Source organism: Mameliella sp. LZ-28 (genome assembly GCF_012274245.1).
GTDB lineage: Bacteria > Pseudomonadota > Alphaproteobacteria > Rhodobacterales > Rhodobacteraceae > Antarctobacter > Antarctobacter albus.
The window spans coordinates 39292-54897 of the sequence record NZ_JAANYX010000011.1; the positions used below are offsets into that span (position 1 = coordinate 39292).

General features: G+C 64.2%; 17 protein-coding genes and 2 tRNA genes. 8 read left to right on the plus strand and 11 right to left on the minus strand.

Annotated features, from left to right (window positions below):
- Positions 1 to 56: 56 nt before the first annotated feature.
- On the minus strand, positions 57 to 809 hold the full coding sequence (gene tpiA / locus G9Q80_RS06795) for a triose-phosphate isomerase (protein ID WP_043145218.1): 753 nt from the start codon (positions 807 to 809) through the stop codon (positions 57 to 59).
- Positions 810 to 916: 107 nt separating this feature from the next.
- Between tpiA and G9Q80_RS06800 the strand changes: the two genes are divergently transcribed.
- Positions 917 to 1810 carry an isopenicillin N synthase family dioxygenase gene (locus tag G9Q80_RS06800; RefSeq protein ID WP_088713929.1) on the plus strand — a complete coding sequence of 298 codons (894 nt, stop codon included), beginning with the start codon at positions 917 to 919 and terminating at the stop codon, positions 1808 to 1810.
- A 35-nt stretch (positions 1811 to 1845) separates the two neighbouring features.
- On the opposite strand, the gene G9Q80_RS06805 is transcribed toward G9Q80_RS06800, so the two are convergent.
- Together G9Q80_RS06805 and G9Q80_RS06810 are read right to left on the minus strand one after the other, a co-directional pair.
- Positions 1846 to 2169, minus strand: a complete 324-nt coding sequence (locus G9Q80_RS06805; protein WP_088713928.1) for a TfoX/Sxy family protein — start codon at positions 2167 to 2169, stop codon at positions 1846 to 1848.
- A complete protein-coding gene (locus tag G9Q80_RS06810) occupies positions 2166 to 2549 on the minus strand; it encodes a HesB/IscA family protein (protein WP_043145215.1) in 384 nt (127 codons plus the stop codon). The genes G9Q80_RS06805 and G9Q80_RS06810 overlap by 4 nt, the downstream gene beginning before the upstream one ends.
- A gap of 247 nt (positions 2550 to 2796) precedes the next feature.
- On the opposite strand from G9Q80_RS06810, the gene G9Q80_RS06815 reads away from it, so the two are divergent.
- Together G9Q80_RS06815 and G9Q80_RS06820 are read left to right on the plus strand one after the other, a co-directional pair.
- Positions 2797 to 3303, plus strand: a complete 507-nt coding sequence (locus tag G9Q80_RS06815; RefSeq protein ID WP_088713927.1) for a hypothetical protein — start codon at positions 2797 to 2799, stop codon at positions 3301 to 3303.
- 87 nt (positions 3304 to 3390) lie between these two features.
- A complete protein-coding gene (locus G9Q80_RS06820; RefSeq protein ID WP_157903765.1) occupies positions 3391 to 3570 on the plus strand; it encodes a hypothetical protein in 180 nt (59 codons plus the stop codon).
- Between the two features lie 39 nt (positions 3571 to 3609).
- Here G9Q80_RS06820 and G9Q80_RS06825 read toward each other — a convergent pair whose 3' ends face one another.
- The 6 genes from G9Q80_RS06825 to rimK all read right to left on the minus strand — a co-directional run bounded on the left by G9Q80_RS06825 (position 3610) and on the right by rimK (position 10085).
- Positions 3610 to 4809 (minus strand): multidrug effflux MFS transporter, encoded by a 1200-nt coding sequence (locus G9Q80_RS06825; protein WP_088713925.1) that lies wholly within the window; start codon positions 4807 to 4809, stop codon positions 3610 to 3612.
- Between the two features lie 129 nt (positions 4810 to 4938).
- A complete protein-coding gene (locus tag G9Q80_RS06830; RefSeq protein WP_088713924.1) occupies positions 4939 to 6180 on the minus strand; it encodes a glycerophosphodiester phosphodiesterase family protein in 1242 nt (413 codons plus the stop codon).
- An 89-nt stretch (positions 6181 to 6269) separates the two neighbouring features.
- On the minus strand, positions 6270 to 7001 hold the full coding sequence (locus tag G9Q80_RS06835; RefSeq protein WP_088713923.1) for a DUF3307 domain-containing protein: 732 nt from the start codon (positions 6999 to 7001) through the stop codon (positions 6270 to 6272).
- Positions 7001 to 7663 carry a hypothetical protein gene (locus G9Q80_RS06840; protein WP_088713922.1) on the minus strand — a complete coding sequence of 221 codons (663 nt, stop codon included), beginning with the start codon at positions 7661 to 7663 and terminating at the stop codon, positions 7001 to 7003. Before G9Q80_RS06840 ends, G9Q80_RS06835 begins: the two co-directional genes overlap by 1 nt.
- A 79-nt stretch (positions 7664 to 7742) precedes the next feature.
- Positions 7743 to 8105, minus strand: a complete 363-nt coding sequence (locus G9Q80_RS06845; protein ID WP_043145204.1) for an SUF system Fe-S cluster assembly protein — start codon at positions 8103 to 8105, stop codon at positions 7743 to 7745.
- A 564-nt stretch (positions 8106 to 8669) separates the two neighbouring features.
- Positions 8670 to 10085, minus strand: coding sequence for a 30S ribosomal protein S6--L-glutamate ligase (gene rimK, locus G9Q80_RS06850; RefSeq protein ID WP_043145202.1), 1416 nt, complete (start codon positions 10083 to 10085; stop codon positions 8670 to 8672).
- A gap of 191 nt (positions 10086 to 10276) precedes the next feature.
- Here rimK and G9Q80_RS06855 point away from each other — a divergent pair, with 191 nt between their 5' ends.
- A complete protein-coding gene (locus G9Q80_RS06855; RefSeq protein WP_088713920.1) occupies positions 10277 to 11212 on the plus strand; it encodes a pirin family protein in 936 nt (311 codons plus the stop codon).
- 145 nt (positions 11213 to 11357) lie between these two features.
- Complete coding sequence (locus G9Q80_RS06860) at positions 11358 to 11606, plus strand: hypothetical protein (RefSeq protein ID WP_133066353.1); 249 nt, start codon at positions 11358 to 11360, stop codon at positions 11604 to 11606.
- Between the two features lie 5 nt (positions 11607 to 11611).
- Here G9Q80_RS06860 and G9Q80_RS06865 read toward each other — a convergent pair whose 3' ends face one another.
- A complete protein-coding gene (locus G9Q80_RS06865; RefSeq protein ID WP_043145196.1) occupies positions 11612 to 12376 on the minus strand; it encodes a polysaccharide deacetylase family protein in 765 nt (254 codons plus the stop codon).
- 247 nt (positions 12377 to 12623) lie between these two features.
- Between G9Q80_RS06865 and G9Q80_RS06870 the strand changes: the two genes are divergently transcribed.
- Positions 12624 to 12700 (plus strand) — tRNA-Asp (locus tag G9Q80_RS06870).
- A 36-nt stretch (positions 12701 to 12736) separates the two neighbouring features.
- A tRNA-Asp gene (locus G9Q80_RS06875) sits at positions 12737 to 12813 on the plus strand.
- Positions 12814 to 13067: 254 nt separating this feature from the next.
- Here G9Q80_RS06875 and mepK read toward each other — a convergent pair.
- Positions 13068 to 13637: a peptidoglycan L,D-endopeptidase MepK gene (mepK, locus tag G9Q80_RS06880; protein WP_069211643.1), complete on the minus strand. Its 570-nt coding sequence runs from the start codon at positions 13635 to 13637 to the stop codon at positions 13068 to 13070.
- Positions 13638 to 13973: 336 nt separating this feature from the next.
- Between mepK and G9Q80_RS06885 the strand changes: the two genes are divergently transcribed.
- The gene (locus G9Q80_RS06885) at positions 13974 to 15599 is read left to right on the plus strand and encodes a L,D-transpeptidase family protein (protein WP_088713918.1); all 1626 of its coding nucleotides are present in this window, start codon (positions 13974 to 13976) and stop codon (positions 15597 to 15599) included.
- Positions 15600 to 15606 lie beyond the last annotated feature (7 nt).

A 15606-nucleotide genomic window follows, 5' to 3' on the forward strand; every position in this document is an offset into this window, starting at 1 on the left:
GCAAAAGGGCCGGGAAACCGGCCCTTTTTTCTTGTCTCGGGGATGGCTGGCGCCCCCTATGCCTCCATCGGGGCGGCGTTCAGCGCCTCGATGATGGGCAGGAAATCCGCAGCCTTGAGGCTGGCCCCGCCGACAAGCGCGCCGTCGACATTAGGGACGGCAAAGATCTCGGCGGCATTGCCGGGTTTGACCGAGCCACCGTAGAGCAGGCGGGTCGACCGTCCCACCCCGGCGCCAAAGCGGCGCTCCAGACGGGCGCGGATGAAACCGTGGACCTCGCCGATCTGTTCCATCGTCGGCACCTTGCCGGTGCCGATGGCCCAGACAGGTTCATAGGCCACCACCAGCCGGTGCGCGGTGGCGCCGTCGGGGATCGAGGCGGCCAGTTGCCCACCGATGATGTCCAGCGTGTTGTTGGCCTCGCGCTGGTCCAGCGTCTCGCCGACGCAGACCACGGCGGTCAGGTTCGCGTCCCAGGCGGCGCGGGTCTTTTCCCGGATCAACTGGTCATCCTCACCATGATCGGCGCGGCGCTCGGAATGGCCGAGGATGACATAGCTTGCGCCCGCATCCGCCAGCATCGGCGCCGAGAGATCGCCGGTATGGGCGCCGGATTGGGCAGGGTGGCAATCCTGGCCGCCGATGGCGATGCCCTTTGCGGTCTGGGCCGCCGCCGCGATCAGGGTCGCGGGCGGGCAGACCAGGATTTCGGCCGCGCCCTCGGCGGCGGCACCCATCGCCGCCAGTTCGTCCAGCGCGGCGCGCGTTCCGTTCATCTTCCAGTTGCCCGCGGCCAGTTTGCGTCGCATATGCCTCTCCTTTTTGCGGGGCCAAGTGTCACCGGGCGCGGCGCGACGTCAAGCCCGCTTGCGGCGCGCGCGACCTCGTGACAAAGGGCGACCAAAGGGAGAGGCGGATGATCCCCAGACTGGATGCGGCAAAGATCGCGGCGCGGGACGCCGAAACACTGGCGGCGCTGAAGATCGGCGCCGAGGAAAGCGGCTTTCTGACCGTCTTCAACACCGGCATTTCCCCGGCGCGGATGCGGTTTGTACTCGCGGCCTACCGGGCCTTTTTCGACCTGCCGGAGGCCGAGAAACGCGCGGTGGACATGGCGGCGACCGGATCGAACCGCGGCTGGGGCGCCTCGCAGAGCGAGCAGGTCGACCCCGAGGCCAACCCGGATTACAAGCAGGTCTTCGACTGTGGCTTCGAGGCGCCGGACACGGGCCTGTCGGTTTATGCGGTGAACCTCTGGCCCGAGCGCCCGGAAGGGTTCCGGCAGGTGATCGAAGCCTATTACCGCGATGCTATGGCGGTTGCGATGGACCTGTTGCGGGGGATCGCCGAGGCGATTGGCGAAGATAGGGGCTTTTTCGACGACAAGTTCGCCCGGCCGATGGCCTTGCTTCGGGGCAACTACTATCCGCCGCGCCCGGGGTGGGCCGGCGAAAAGGACTTCGGCATCGGGGCGCATACGGATTACGGCTGTCTGACCCTGCTGGGGACGGACGGGGTGCCCGGGCTGGAGGTGCTGACGCCGGAAGACGACTGGCTGCCGGTGCGGGCCGATCCGGGGGAGTTTATCATCAATTTCGGAGAGATGCTGGAGATCTGGACCGGCGGCCGGGTCAAGGCGACGCTGCACCGGGTGCGGGGATCGGCGGAGGAGCGGATCTCGGTGCCGCTGTTCTTCAACCCTGACTGGGAGACCAACGTGGCGCCGATCGGGTCCGGGGAGTTGGTTTCGGCGGGTGCGCACCTGGAACGGCGGTTCAACGAAACATACCTGCACCTGAAGACGGGGTGAGACGGGGCGCCGGTACGGGCCTGGGAACTTGGGCGTCAGAGGTGATTCAGCGCCTCACGTGCCAGAGCGACGGCCACTTCCGGATCGTCCAGAGCGGCGCCGGGCAGGCTCCAATAAGGCATGGCCGCGCTTTGCCCCGTCTTGCGGGTATAGGTCCAGCGCGTGCAGCCCATGTCCTCAAGCCGATCGACGAAGCCGCCCGCGCCTTTGAGAAAGATACCACCCTCGGGGTGCAGGATCGCAAAGATCGTGCCCTGATGGTACAGGCACAGCCCGCCCATCATGCGCCGGGTGGTGATGTCTCCGAGGCCGGAAAAGAGATCGCGGGCAAAGGCGATCTCTTCGGCCGAGACGCTCACCCCTGGCTGCCCTGGTCGGCCGAGAGTTCCTCGACGTCCTTGAACTTGATGGATTCGCCGCAGCCGCAGGCGTCCACCACGTTGGGATTGCGGAATTTGAAGCCGGATTCGAGCAGCGATGTCTCGTAGTCGATTTCCGTGCCGAAGAGGAACATCTGCGCCATCGGCGCAATCAGGACGCGTGCGCCGTCCTGTTCCACCACTTCGTCGTTGGCCTCGGAACCGTCGACGTAGTCCATCGTGTATTCCATGCCCGCGCAGCCGCCTTTCTTGACGCCGATGCGCAGCGCATAGCGACCGTCCCGCTCCATCAGCTTGCGGATCTGGGTCACGGCGGTGGGGGTGATCGTCACGGGGGACTGACCGGGTATGCCAAACATGTGTGAAACCTCACTTTCAAACCAAGATTTAAGGGAGCGGCTGCGTCTACTCAAGAGGAAGCCGGCGCGCGCTGTTGTCGCCGGGTGTTTCAGAACGCGGATCGGGGTTGAGATGAAACGATTTTTCGGGGTGCTGGCCGGTGTCATGACCGTCATTTCAGGCGGTTTGTCCAGCACCGAGGAGGCGCAGGTCGATGTCTGTGCTGTCTTTTTCGACTGGCAGTAGCCTTATTTCGACGCTTTCGGCGTGGCGCCGACCGATGTGCCGTATCCCGTCGAAAGCAGGTGGATCGGGCAACCGCACGGAAAATTCGTCGGGTCGGATGACAGGCTGTTCGAAACGGAGATGGTCGAGGCAGGGTTCCGCAGCGATCCCCATGCCTTTGAGAAGACCAATCCCGGTGCCTGGGATCGGGTTGCGCAGTGCATCGACGACAGGTTCAGGGCCGCACCCCAGGCGGTGCGCCGCAGTCATCACCGGCGACTGGAGATGCCGAGGGCGCACGGGCGCCGCATTGAGAAAAACACGAAACTGCCTCGCGCCGATGCCTATGGAATGCCCTTGATGCCGCCCATGTCGGAGGTGCAGCAGCGGGCGTCCACGGTGCTCTACTACCGGATGCAGCTGGACACCTGGCGCGAGGACTGGGAAGCGCGCAAGGCAGATGGCCTGCTGGTGGTGGATGTGATCGTCGCCGACCTGATGCTGAAGGAGTTTCGGTGCGTGCTCTGGCCCGAGGCGGTGGCCGACTGACAAGCTGAGGTCGCCGGGATGAAGGCCGCTCGGGACAGTGAGATTGCGGGGTTTTACGAGGCTCTCGTCGGCGTGCAACCGCAACCCTTGTCGCCCTACCGCATGCGCATCGTCACCGCGCGGTTCGTGACAGAGCCAATGGCCTACCTGCGCAACATCGTTCTTGCGGAAATGGCCAGGGCTCAGGGCGCAGCGCTGGCAGGGAGCCTGGTTCTGCCGCCAACCTGTGTCGGACCCTTCGTGGACCTGGAGTTCCGCCGCGACTGACGGGGGCTGACTCCGACAACAATCGACCGGGCAGACTGCCTAGCCCACCGGTTCCGGCTGGCGGTTCGGGCGCAGGGCGGGCAGGGCGGCCAGGACCGAGAGAAGCGCCAACCCCCAGAGCAGCCAGATCAGGCGCGTCGGATCCGGTGTCGCCCCCAGAATGGCGCCGGACACCGAGGTCATGGCCGCGCCGCAGCCGATGGTGACGGCGCCGGACAACCCCGCCGCACTGCCGGTGAGATCGGGGCGCACCGACATGGCTCCGGCCATGCCTGCGGGCGTGCTGAGGCCGTTTGCCACGCCGATCACCGGCATCAGCAGGAAAAAGCTCCAGGCGCTGCCGGGGCCAAGCGTCCAGAGCAGAAGCGCGACGCCAAGGCCCGCGACCGAGACCAGCCGCCCGGCCAGGACCATCAGCGGCGGGGCCACCCGGGCGCCCAGGCGCCGCGAGAGGTACGAGCCGATGACGAAACCCGCCGGGGGCAGGCCGATCAGCGCGCCGACTGTGCTTTCCGAAATGTCGAAATAGGCTGCGCCCAGCAGGGGCGTTCCCGCAAGAAAGGCAAAGAAGATGCCGATGCCCAGCCCCATCGAGACCGTGTAGGACCAGAAGCGCAGGTCGGTCAGCAGCGCGGGGTAGGCCCGGAAATGGGCGGCAAAGCCCTGTCCCCGGCGTGGATTGGTTTCGCCCACGTCTGCCCAGCAGAGCCAGAGCAGCGCCGCGCCCAGCCCGGTGAAGGCCCAGAGTGTCGACCGCCAGCCCAGGGCCTGGTCCATGACGCCACCGATCACGGGGGCGATCATCGGTCCCAGCGCGATGGCCATGCCGATCGTGCCCAGCCGGCTGGTGGCCTCGCTGGGGGGAGAGGTGTCGCGCACGATGGCGCGCGACAGGACGTTGCCCGCGATGACGGCAGTCTGCAGCACGCGAAAGACCATGAAGCTGGTGAAATCCGGCGCCAGCGCCGTGCCGAGAGAGGCGCAGGTGAACAAGGCCAGCGACCACAGCAACACCGGGCGACGTCCATAGAGGTCCGATAGCGGACCGATGACCAGTTGTAGCCCGGCGGTGATCAGCATGAACAGCGAGATCGCGAGACTGGCCGTGGCGTAGGAGATGGAAAAGCTGCGGGCCATGTTCGCCAGAGAAGGCAGGAACATGTTGACCGAGACGATGCCCAGCACCGTCATCAGGACAAGCGTGACCAGGCTGGGCGGAGAGGCGGGAGGCTGTCGCATGGGGTTCAATCAATAGGTGTCCATGCGGTACCTGTTTTTCCGCCCGGGTGACAGCGGAGAATTGGCACCAATGCGAAAGGGCCGCCAGAAGGCGGCCCCGACACATGTGTTGTTGCCGAAGCGCGCGGGTCAGAGGCCCATGCAGTTGGCATAGAAGGTGGTCGTGGCGGGCCAGTCCGAGAAGACGCCCTTGACGCCGACCTGCTGGGCCAGAACGTCGAGGATCTCGAAATAGGCGCCGTCCGTGTTCGTGGCATCCTTGACCGACTGGAAGTACCAGCCGCCGCCCGAGGTCAGCGGGCCGGAGCGTTCCAGCGACCAGGTGATGATGTCCAGGCCGGCGGCATTGGCCTCTTCGGCGTAGACCGAGGGCACCATTGCGCCACTGTCATCCAGCGTGACCAGCATCCACAGCGGCGGCGCGATGTAGTTGACGCCCATCTCCTTCAGCTCGGCCATCGTCGGCTTGAAAGTGACGGCGTCCATCGGGTCGATCAGACCCTCGTCGTCGTCCGAGGCCTCGTAGCGATCATCCAGGTAGACCGCCTGCTTGCCGAACTCGGGTTCGTTCTCGATCCAGTAGAGCACGTCCGACAGATCGAAGGACTGGGCCCAGACGCGCGACGGGTCGATGCCGGCGGCCTTGTACTCGTCGATCAGCTTCTGCGCGTAGTCGGCCTGGGTGAAGCCGTTGAAGGGCATCTCGACCGAGGGAGCCTTGAGTTCGGGGGTGAAATCGGCGCCGAGGCTGTCGAACAGGGCGATCGATTCCGCGTGGGTCATCAGGGTCGCGCCGCTGACGAAAAGGTCGGTGCGCCAGTTGGCGGTGCCGCCCAGGTAGGCCTCTGCCGTGGTGGCCGAAGCATCGGCGGAATCCATCTTGGGTGTCAGGGTCTTGAACTCGGCCAGGGTCAGGTCCGAGGTGCGGCATTCGGCGCTGGCCTTTGCATCGCCCGAGGCCGGGGTGAAGGGCGTGGTGCACTTGGAGGCCAGCGGGCCTGCCACGATGTCGGTGGTGGTGTGCAGGTCGTTCTGGGCGTGGCGGCAGACCAGTTCCAGGTCGGCGGTGAAGGTCACGTCACATTCCAGGATGCCCGCGCCCATGCCCGCCGCGGCCCGGTTCGATTCGACCGTGTGTTCGGGGAACATCAGCGGCGCGCCACGGTGGCCAACCGAGAAATGCGTGCGCGCGGGTGTGTTGCCCAGGCAGGACTGCAGCTTGTCCTTGAGTGCGCCGTCTTCCATCCGCGACACCAGGTAGGCGGGGCGGACACCATAGGTGAGACCGGCGTCATAGGCATTGGCATGGGTTTCGGCCAGGACGGGGCCGGCCAGGGCTGCGCCGGCCAGGGCGAGTGTGAACGTCTTCATGAATAAGGACCTCCTGTTGAGAGGCCCTTCTCATCGGGGCGCAGGGTAACGGGCGCGTGACGGCTTTGACAAACTTCGGTAACGCTTTGTCAGGGCTGGGCGATCTGCATCAGGGCCAAAGTGCCGTAGCTGGCGCCAAGCGCCCAGGCAAAGGAGGCCAGCGTGCCGATGATGACATATTCGCTGGCCCGGTGATCCTCCTTGGCGGTGTCGAAACGCAGCACCGACTTGGCCGCGATCAGAAAGCCGATTCCGGTGGGTTCGCCGATTGTGACAAAGAGAAAGATCAGCGCCCGTTCCAGTTGGCCGATCAGACGACCGGCCTCTGGCAGGCCCTTCAGGGGTACCTCGAACCGGGCGGTCAGCATCCCCACGACATAGCCACCCGCAAGGACCGTGGTGATCAGCCCGGCGGCAAAGATCGCGGGCGCCACCAAGTGCGGCAACCAGGGCGCCCAGAGCCCCTGGGACGCGGCGGCGGGCCACCACAGGGCGGCGGCCAGCAGCGTGACCAGGTGAGCGCCCTGGTCCAAAAGGAAGGCGGCAAGCGTGTCGCGCCAGCGGGCCGGGGACCAGGCCTTGACCGCGTCTATCGCGAAATGCGCCAGGGCCACCATCAGCGCCACGACCCAGGCACCGCCAAGGGCCCCCCAGCTGAGGACAAAGACCACGCCCACATGCAACAGCAGGACCCCGAGGTTGCGCTTGCGGTCGACCATCCAGCGGCCTTGAAAGACGAAATCCGCCAGCACATGCGCCAGGAACAGCGCGGCAAAACTCTGCGCGGCCATTGGATCGAGAGCGGGGAGTGCAGGGGGCATCACAGGCTGTCCCGGATCGTGTCGATGCGGTTTTCGTAGACCCACAGTGTTTCCTGCAGCGCGTCCAGGGCGGTGCCGGAGAGGCGGCTTTGGACCGCCTGCCGGGTCACGCCCACCTTCTGCGCGATCTCTTCCTGAGTTGGGGTCTGTCCGCGGAGCGCCTCGAACAGGGCCTGTCCCTGCGTGCGGTTCCAGCCCTGTGCCTCACGATCCACAAAGAGCATGAGCGCGCCAAACGCGTCGCCCAGGGCGCCGGGAATTGGGGGCAGGGCCAGATGCGTGCCGCGCGCCAATCCTGCCAGCACGTCGCCCGCCATATGGAAGGCCGCGCCGGAGGCGGCGGCGAGGTCGCCGTCATCGGGGATGTGGGCGGGGCCGACGCCGATGCCGATCCGGGTGGCCAGCGACCCGGTGGCGGCAAGCGCGGCCTGGATACGCAGCGCGGCCCGCAGAGAAGGCTGGGCCAGTGGCAGGAACAGCTGCCAACCGTCGCCGCGATGGCGCTGAAAGACGGCTTTCGCGCCGATGTCCTCGCCAATGTCGCGGCTGACGCGTTCCAGCACCTGCATCGCCTCGTCGAGCGCCTCTGGCCCATGCCTGCGCGAGGCAACAAGGTCGCCGGTCAGGACGCTGGCAAAGTCATGAGCTTGGGTTTGGGGCATGCGCAAAGTTAAACCCTTGCATAGTAGAAATGCAAGGGTTTCGTTTTGCAGTCGTATTGTGCAAGGGGAAAGGCTTGCCTTACATGAAGCCCAGTTCCAGCCGCGCTTCGTCCGACATCATTTCCATGCCCCAGGGCGGTTCCCAGGTCAGATCGACATCGACCTGCTTCACACCGGGCAGCGGTTCGACCGCCTCGGCGACCCAGCCCGGCATTTCCCCCGCGACGGGGCAGCCCGGCGCGGTCAAGGTCATGATGATGTTGACCTCGTTCTGGTCGTTGATTTCGACGGTGTAGACCAGCCCCAGATCGTAGATATTGACCGGGATTTCAGGGTCGTAGACCGTGCGGCAGGCCTCGACCACCGTGTCGTAGAGCGGGTGATCGGTGCTTGAGGGCGCGATCAGCGGGGCGCCCTCCATCTGCGTGTTCTGCTCGGTCATTGCGGTCCTCGTGTCCGAATAGCTGAGCAATTATATAGGAAAAGTGACGGGCGCGGTAAAGGGCATGGAACCTCAATCCAACGAAAGATCGGCGAGCGTCTTCATCTTGTGACTAGCCGTCAAATCAGGCCGGAGGCGAAAATCCGCCGGTATGCCGATCTCCTGTCGCGGCTATATGATGAATTTTATATGCATCTTCCGTGACAAGTTAGAAAGTTCTAGTTATACAACTACAGGGTGTGCGCCTGTTTGGTGCGCGCATGGTGCGATTGCGCGGGAAACACTCGTCCCGCTGCAATTCCGAACACGAACTTGGATTGGCTTGGACTGGTGAGAACAATCATCACAATCTCGAACTTGACGTCGATTCTGAGCATTGATCCGGACAGGGACCAGTTTCGGCAGGCCCAGAGAAAGACCGATCGAACCGACCGTCTGCAATGGTCATTGGGGTACGGTTGGTGGATTCTCCCGGGTGCCATGCTTGGGCTGGTCTTCTGGATCGTGATCATCAGGTGGATCGTGGGGTTCCTGTTTCCGAACTAACCGGAACCCCTTGCAGGGTCAGCTGTCCTCGGCCTTGCTGATGCGTTTGACCGGCGCGGGACGCACCTTGGATTCCAGGTGCTCATACAGCTTTTCGGCCACGTTCTTCTTGGTCGCCGTCTCGATCCCCTCAAGCCCGGGGCTGGAGTTGACCTCCAGCACCTTGGGGCCTGCCTCGGACCGCAGCAGGTCCACGCCCGCCAGGTTCAGGCGAAAGGCGCGGGCGGCGCGCAGTGCGGTTTCGCGCTCTTCCTTGGTGATGCGGACAACCGTCGCCTGACCGCCGCGATGCAGGTTCGAGCGGAAATCGCCCTCTGCCCCGGTGCGTTTCATCGCCGCCACCACCTTGCCGCCGACGACGAGACAGCGAATGTCCTCGCCCGCCGCCTCCTTGACGAAATCCTGCACCAGGAAATTCGCCTTGAGCCCACGGAAGGCGTCGATCACCGATTCCGCCGCCTTCTTGGTCTCGGCAAGGACGACGCCCTTGCCCTGTGTCGATTCCAGCAGCTTGACGATCAGGGGCGCGGTCCCCACCAACCGCATCAGGCTCTGCGTGTCCTTGGGCGAGGCGGCAAAGGCGGTGTTGGGCATGCCGATCTTGTGCCGCGCCATGAGCTGATGCGCATAAAGCTTGTCGCGCGAGGCGGTGATCCCTTCGGAGCCGTTCACGCAGAAAGTGCCGATGGTCTCGAACTGGCGGATCACGGCGGTGCCGTAGGAGGTCACGCTGGCGCCGATGCGCGGGATCACCGCGTCATAACGGGGCAAGCGTTTGCCGTCGTAATGCACCTCGGGTGAAAGCGCGTTGATCGCCATGTAACAGCGCGTCGTGTCGATCACCTCGACGGTATGGCCGCGCTTTTCGCCTTCTTCGACAAGCCGGCGGGTGGAATAATTGTCCTCACGGCTCAGCACCGCGATCCGCAGTGCCCGGTTCGGCGCCGCCTGGCGGACGCGCGCGGTGGTGTAGACGTCGTAGCTGAGCTTTGGCTGCTGGAAACGGTCGGTGGCCACGATGGTGATATGATCCTTGAGCGCCTCTCGGCCCAGCAACATGCGCGACGCCATCGTCGAGCGATCGGTCAGTGTCATCTCGATCCGCCAGCTTTCGTCGCCGACGCGGATGGTGGATGCTATGACATAGCGGGATTCGGATTCGCCGTTCGACGAGGTGACTGTGCGGCGGTCGATGATCCGGGCCGAACAGGGAATCACCAGGTCGTCACGTCCGGGCACGGGGTGCACCGTGAACCGCACCTTGGGCGCCGAGGCCGGGCCGAAGGTCTCGATGTCGAAGGCATGCAGGGCCGAGGTGCGGGCGCCGGTGTCGACCTTGGCGCGCAGGGCGGGCAAACCGAGATCGGGTAACGAGACCCACTCCTCCCAGCCAAAACGGATCATTCCGGGCAGTGGTTCAAGGCTGTCGTCCATGCGGCCCTCCCTTCAGAGCCATTACAGCCCTAGCAAGGCCCGCGTCTTACAGCAAGGCGCGGGCTGAGTGCGCGCAAGGACCGTGTCCCGGGTGCTGGTTGTGCAAAAATGCACATACATGCCGGTTTGATCGGTGTATCGTTCGATGGTTCGAGGGCTATATTGCACTTCACCAGACAGGAGGACCCGAGATGAGCTGGAACCCCGCGCTTGATCCGCAATGTCCCACCGGCGATGCCGTGGACAGCATCGATACCGTCATCATCCCCCGTGCCCGCGATCTGGGCGGGTTCGAGGTGCGCCGTGCCTTGCCGGCGCCGCGTCGGCAGATGGTGGGGCCCTTCATCTTCTTCGACCAGATGGGCCCGGCAGAGTTCCTGCCGACCCGTGGATTGGACGTGCGCCCGCACCCCCATATCGGGCTGGCGACGATCAGTTACCTCTACCGGGGCCGGATGCATCACCGTGACTCTCTGGGCACGGACAAGTGGATCGAGCCGGGTGCCGTAAACTGGATGGTGGCCGGGCAGGGGATCACCCACTCGGAACGCACGGATGATGCCACCCAGGCCGAGCCGATGCCCTTTTTCGGAATCCAGACATGGGTCGCCCTGCCCAAGGACCAGGAGGACAGCGCGCCGGACTTCATCCATGCGCCAGCGGACGCGCTGCCCGTTCTGGACGGCGAGGGCAAGCAGGTGCGCCTGATCCTTGGCAACGCCTGGGGGGAACGCGCGCCGGTGCGGACCCCGTCAGAGATGTTCTATGCCGATGCGGTACTGAAACCGGGGGCCTCTCTGCCGCTGCCCGATGAACATGAGGACCGGGGTGTCTATGTCGTCGAGGGCGCCGTCGAGGTTGCCGGAACGCGCTACGAGGCGGGCCAGATGATGGTGTTTCGGCCCGGCGACCGGGTGTCCCTCCGGGCAGGGGGCGCCGGTGCCAGGCTCATGCTGCTGGGCGGTGCCACCCTGGAGGGGAGCCGATACATCTGGTGGAACTTCGTCGCCTCCTCGAAAGAGCGCATCGAAGAGGCGAAAGAGGCCTGGCGGCGCGGCGATTGGGAGCATGGCCGCTTTCAGTTGCCGCCGGGGGATGACGGCGAGTTCATTCCCTTGCCGGACTAGGGGCGGTCAGTGCGGCGCAACCATCAGGGTGAAAGAAAATGCGGCGTCGAAAAAATCCATTGTGGAGGCAACCGCTGAGGTCTGCACGCTGATCGCACCAGTAAGGGCACTTTCTTGCCTCCCGTGTTAACCAATGGGATTCCCGATGCCCCACTTGCAGCTGATTTCGACAGATGTGACCCCCGGACCGGGCGCCTTCCGGCGGATGGTCGAGGAAACACGCAACGCGACAGAGGCGGTTGCCGTTCCCGATATCCTGAAGACGGCGGCGGAACTCGTGGAGCATGCGACCTACGTCATGACCCGCGACGGAGACGGGGCTCCCGTGACGCGCATGTTGCTGCTGGCTGCCGAGATCGAAGAGATCCCGGCGCGTCTTTCCGCGGGTGACTGACCGGCTCAGCCGGCCGAGGCGGTCTGGACGAAATTCCGGCTCTGCCAGAGCGGCCAGCCCATCATCTGGCTCATCGTCCCCAGCTTGATGCCACGCGCCGTCAGCCCGTCCAAGGTCCGCGGCATGGCGCGCACCGTGCCGTGCTGGATGTCGTGGGTCAGGATGATGGCGCCGGGACGCGAGTGCGACAGGATCCGGCTGGCCACCACGCTGGCGCCGGGCCGGCGCCAGTCCTGCGGATCCACGGACCACAGGATCGTCGGCAGCTTGCGCGTGTTGTGCAGCATCACACGCTGGCGCTGGGTAAATGCGCCGTAGGGCGGGCGGAAGGTGACCGGCGGGCGGCCCGTCACCTTGAAGATCGCGTCCGAGGTCCGGTCGATCTGGCTGAGGACGCCCGCGTTCGAATAGCCCGCCAGGTTGGGGTGTGACCAGCTGTGGTTGCCGATCTCATGCCCCTCGTCTGCAATGCGCTTGACAATATCCGGCCATGTCACCACTCTTCTACCTATAAGGTAAAACGTGGCACGCAGACCACGGGCTTTGAGGATATCAAGAAGCAGTGGGGTCAGGGTCGGATGCGGCCCGTCATCGAACGTCATTGCAACAACTGGTGAGGATGTGTTCACGGCTGTGACCGTGACCGGGTCCGTTTTTGTCACGTCCCCTGGCAAGGCGATGTCGGGGGCCGCCCAGAGTGAATCGGGGCGCAGAAAGGCAACAGCAGCAGTGCCGGCGGACAGGAATGTCCGGCGAGAAAATTCAGACATGATACGACCTTGGCTAGGCTTGGGGCGTGCAGACCATACGAGAAAAGCCGGGCGATCGGTGGAATCGCAAGGTGAATTGACATTTGCGTGAAATACGGCCGCCAACCCGTGACCAATGCGCCACTTTAGATTCTCCGGGCTGGATGAAAAAATGCGCGAATTCGGGGGTCGAAACCGCTTGACGGGGCAGGGGGCTGCGCATAGAAGGCCTCTCACGCCACGGCCAAGCGGTCACGGCGGCAGTCAAGCGGTTGTAGCTCAGTTGGTTAGAGTACCGGCCTGTCACGCCGGGGGTCGCGGGTTCGAGCCCCGTCAACCGCGCCAACACTGCCCCGAAACGCAACGGCCCGACGCGAAAGCGCGGTTGTAGCTCAGTTGGTTAGAGTACCGGCCTGTCACGCCGGGGGTCGCGGGTTCGAGCCCCGTCAACCGCGCCACTTCTTCCTCACCGGTGGAAGCATTTGGCGCCAGCGCCTCTCCTAAAAAAATCTGATGCGCTGGCGGAACCAACCGCGCCTTGGCGTGTTTCCTTCTCAGACAACGATATACGACCGGTTAACCGCGTAGGGATATCCTGACTATCCCGTTCACGGTTTTCGAGGCAAAAAGACAAGGTGCCAAACAAAAGGCGCCCCGGTTGGGACGCCTGTAAGAGTGAACCAGAGACTGAAGAGGGGGGGGAGAAGAAAACTCAGCTGCCCCAGGAACGGACCGGACCGCAGTCCATGTGCACGAAGTTCGACCGGGTGTACCGGCCCACGCCGCCTGCATTACAGGCCTTGGCCGCCCGATACATCTGGCTGACAGAGCGCGACGCGAGCCGAAGGTCCGCTGCTTGACCGACCAGATGGCGCGAGTTCTTGGCCACGCCGGAAGAGCGTGCCCGCAACATCGCGTTCGTTTCCGGGCTGCGGTAGCCTGAAATCAGCATGTAAGGCTCAGACACATCCAGCAGGTTGTGCGAAGCGGCCATGATGTCGATCGTTCGTGTGTCGATCGACTTGATCTGGTTGTTGCGCCAATCGCGCATGAAATAATTGATCTCCTTGATCGCGTCGGCGAGGTAGTCGCCTTCGATCCAGTAGATCATGTCTACCCGTTCGCCCGTGCGACCGGAATACATCCGGATGCGCCGGACATCGCCTGCGCCGCGCAAGAAGCCTGCTGCGTTGGAGTAAGTCGGCGCCGCTGCGACGGCTGTCGCTGCGAACGCGCCAAGAAGTGCCCGGCGGGTGAAGCCGCCGCAAGTTGTCTCTGTCATGATGACCGCCTGTCCCGTGGTCGCCGTGTTACCTGATTCTGGGCGCATCGTTGTGCGCCGCCTGCCATCTATCCCCAGATGCCAAGAGCTATATGACACGAATCGTATGGCGCAAAAAGGGCGATTTGTGATGATTTGTAATGATCAAGGGGTAATTGGCGGGATTCTGCCCACAGCGGGCCAACTGTGGCGCGAATGCGCGGGTCTGCCTCTTTTCGGTCACAGCCTGGCTGCCCTGCCCTTTGGTCGACAACTTGGCAAAAATGTGAATAGACAGGCCTATGACCCTGTCGGCATTGTGTTTTCGGGGATCGCTGGTCGATGAAGGATTTGAGCATGAACAAGAGAGAAACCCGGGCCGTGTTCCAGGCGGCCCTCGCGGCAGGGGCCCTTTGGTTGGGAACTGCGCTGCCGGCTTTGGCCGAGGATGGGCTCACGCTCAAGGTTACGGCCTTCAAGCAGGCCGTGGCCGAGAACGTTGCCGACGATGACAGTATTGCCGCCTTCTACCGGGCACGGGATTTCGCCCCGATCTGGACCGGTGCCGGCGAGGGCGACCGCGCCCGCCGCCTGGCCTTGATGGAGGCGTTTTCGCTGGCGGATGACCACGGGCTGCCCGCCGGACGCTATGACCCCGACCGACTGTTGCGGCGGATGAGCCAGGCTACCGATGGCCGCTCGCGCGGGTTGCTGGAAATCGAGCTGACCCGCACCTTCATCCAATTCGCCAACGACCTTCAGTCCGGCATCCTGGATCCGGGCAATGTCGTTGATGGGATCAAGCGCGAAGCGCCGCGCCGCGATCCGGAAATGCTGCTGACCCGGTTGACCCAGGAAGATCCGACCGCCGTCTTCCTGAGCCTGGTGCCCAACAGCCCCGAATATACGCGCCTGATGCGGGCCAAGCTGCGGCTGGAACACAAGATCCGCAACGGCGGCTGGGGTCAGACCGTTCCCGCCGGCAGCCTGCGCCCCGGCAACAGCGGAAACGCGGTGGTTGCGCTGCGCAATCGTCTGACTGCGATGGGCTACCTGTCGCCCTCGCTCAGCATGACCTATGACGCCGAGATGGAAGCCGCTGTCCGCGAGTTCCAGGAGGATCACGCCATCGAGGTCGACGGCGTCGCAGGTGGCAGCACCATGCGCGCCATCAACGTCTCGCCCGAGGAACGGCTGCAGTCGATCATGGTCTCGATGGAGCGTGAACGCTGGCTGAACCTGCCCGAGGGACGTGGCAAGCGGCATATCCTCGTCAACCTGACGGATTTCCACGCTCAGATCATCGACGACGACAAGCTGACCTTTGAAACGCGCTCGGTCATTGGTGCGCAGGGGCATGACCGCCGGACGCCCGAGTTCTCGGACGTGATGGAACTGCTGGTTATCAACCCCTATTGGTTCATTCCCCAATCGATCATTCGCGGCGAATACCTGCCGGCGATCCGGGCCAATCCCTATGCGGCAGGCCACCTGGAAATCGTCGACTATCGCGGGCGCCAGGTCAGCCGGGAAACCGCCTCGGCCTATGCGAATTCGGGCAATTTCCCCTTCACCATGCGCCAGCCCCCTGGGCCGAGCAATGCGCTGGGGTCGGTCAAGTTCCTGTTCCCGAACAAGTACAACATCTACCTGCACGACACCCCGTCGCAGCACCTGTTCAGACGCGAGGTCCGGACCTTCAGCCACGGCTGCATCCGCCTGGATGACCCGCATGAGTTCGCCTACGAGATCCTGAGCCGCCAGGTCGACGATCCCGTGTCCTATTTCAAGCGGATCCATGCCTCGGGTGAAAACACGCGCATTCCGCTGGAAACGCCGATCCCGGTGCACCTGATTTACCGCACCGCCTTTACCAAGGCGAAGGGCCAGATGAATTATCGCAACGACGTCTACGGGCGTGACGCGATGCTTTGGCGGGCGCTGACCAACGAAGGGGTGGCCCTGCGCGCGGGTCGCAGCTAAACCTCTC

What these genes read in the sequence shown, in the direction of transcription:
- mepK (WP_069211643.1), bottom strand. Translation starts at nt 13,637, where the DNA reads ATGACAGAGACAACTTGCGGCGGCTTCACCCGCCGGGCACTTCTTGGC.
- rimK (WP_043145202.1), bottom strand. Translation starts at nt 10,085, where the DNA reads ATGGACGACAGCCTTGAACCACTGCCCGGAATGATCCGTTTTGGCTGG.
- tpiA (WP_043145218.1), bottom strand. Translation starts at nt 809, where the DNA reads ATGCGACGCAAACTGGCCGCGGGCAACTGGAAGATGAACGGAACGCGC.
- G9Q80_RS06825 (WP_088713925.1), bottom strand. Translation starts at nt 4,809, where the DNA reads ATGCGACAGCCTCCCGCCTCTCCGCCCAGCCTGGTCACGCTTGTCCTG.
- G9Q80_RS06835 (WP_088713923.1), bottom strand. Translation starts at nt 7,001, where the DNA reads ATGCCCCCTGCACTCCCCGCTCTCGATCCAATGGCCGCGCAGAGTTTT.
- G9Q80_RS06860 (WP_133066353.1), top strand. Translation starts at nt 11,358, where the DNA reads ATGCCCCACTTGCAGCTGATTTCGACAGATGTGACCCCCGGACCGGGC.
- G9Q80_RS06800 (WP_088713929.1), top strand. Translation starts at nt 917, where the DNA reads ATGATCCCCAGACTGGATGCGGCAAAGATCGCGGCGCGGGACGCCGAA.
- G9Q80_RS06855 (WP_088713920.1), top strand. Translation starts at nt 10,277, where the DNA reads ATGAGCTGGAACCCCGCGCTTGATCCGCAATGTCCCACCGGCGATGCC.
- G9Q80_RS06830 (WP_088713924.1), bottom strand. Translation starts at nt 6,180, where the DNA reads ATGAAGACGTTCACACTCGCCCTGGCCGGCGCAGCCCTGGCCGGCCCC.
- G9Q80_RS06845 (WP_043145204.1), bottom strand. Translation starts at nt 8,105, where the DNA reads ATGACCGAGCAGAACACGCAGATGGAGGGCGCCCCGCTGATCGCGCCC.
- G9Q80_RS06810 (WP_043145215.1), bottom strand. Translation starts at nt 2,549, where the DNA reads ATGTTTGGCATACCCGGTCAGTCCCCCGTGACGATCACCCCCACCGCC.
- G9Q80_RS06840 (WP_088713922.1), bottom strand. Translation starts at nt 7,663, where the DNA reads ATGCCCCAAACCCAAGCTCATGACTTTGCCAGCGTCCTGACCGGCGAC.
- G9Q80_RS06865 (WP_043145196.1), bottom strand. Translation starts at nt 12,376, where the DNA reads ATGTCTGAATTTTCTCGCCGGACATTCCTGTCCGCCGGCACTGCTGCT.
- G9Q80_RS06885 (WP_088713918.1), top strand. Translation starts at nt 13,974, where the DNA reads ATGAACAAGAGAGAAACCCGGGCCGTGTTCCAGGCGGCCCTCGCGGCA.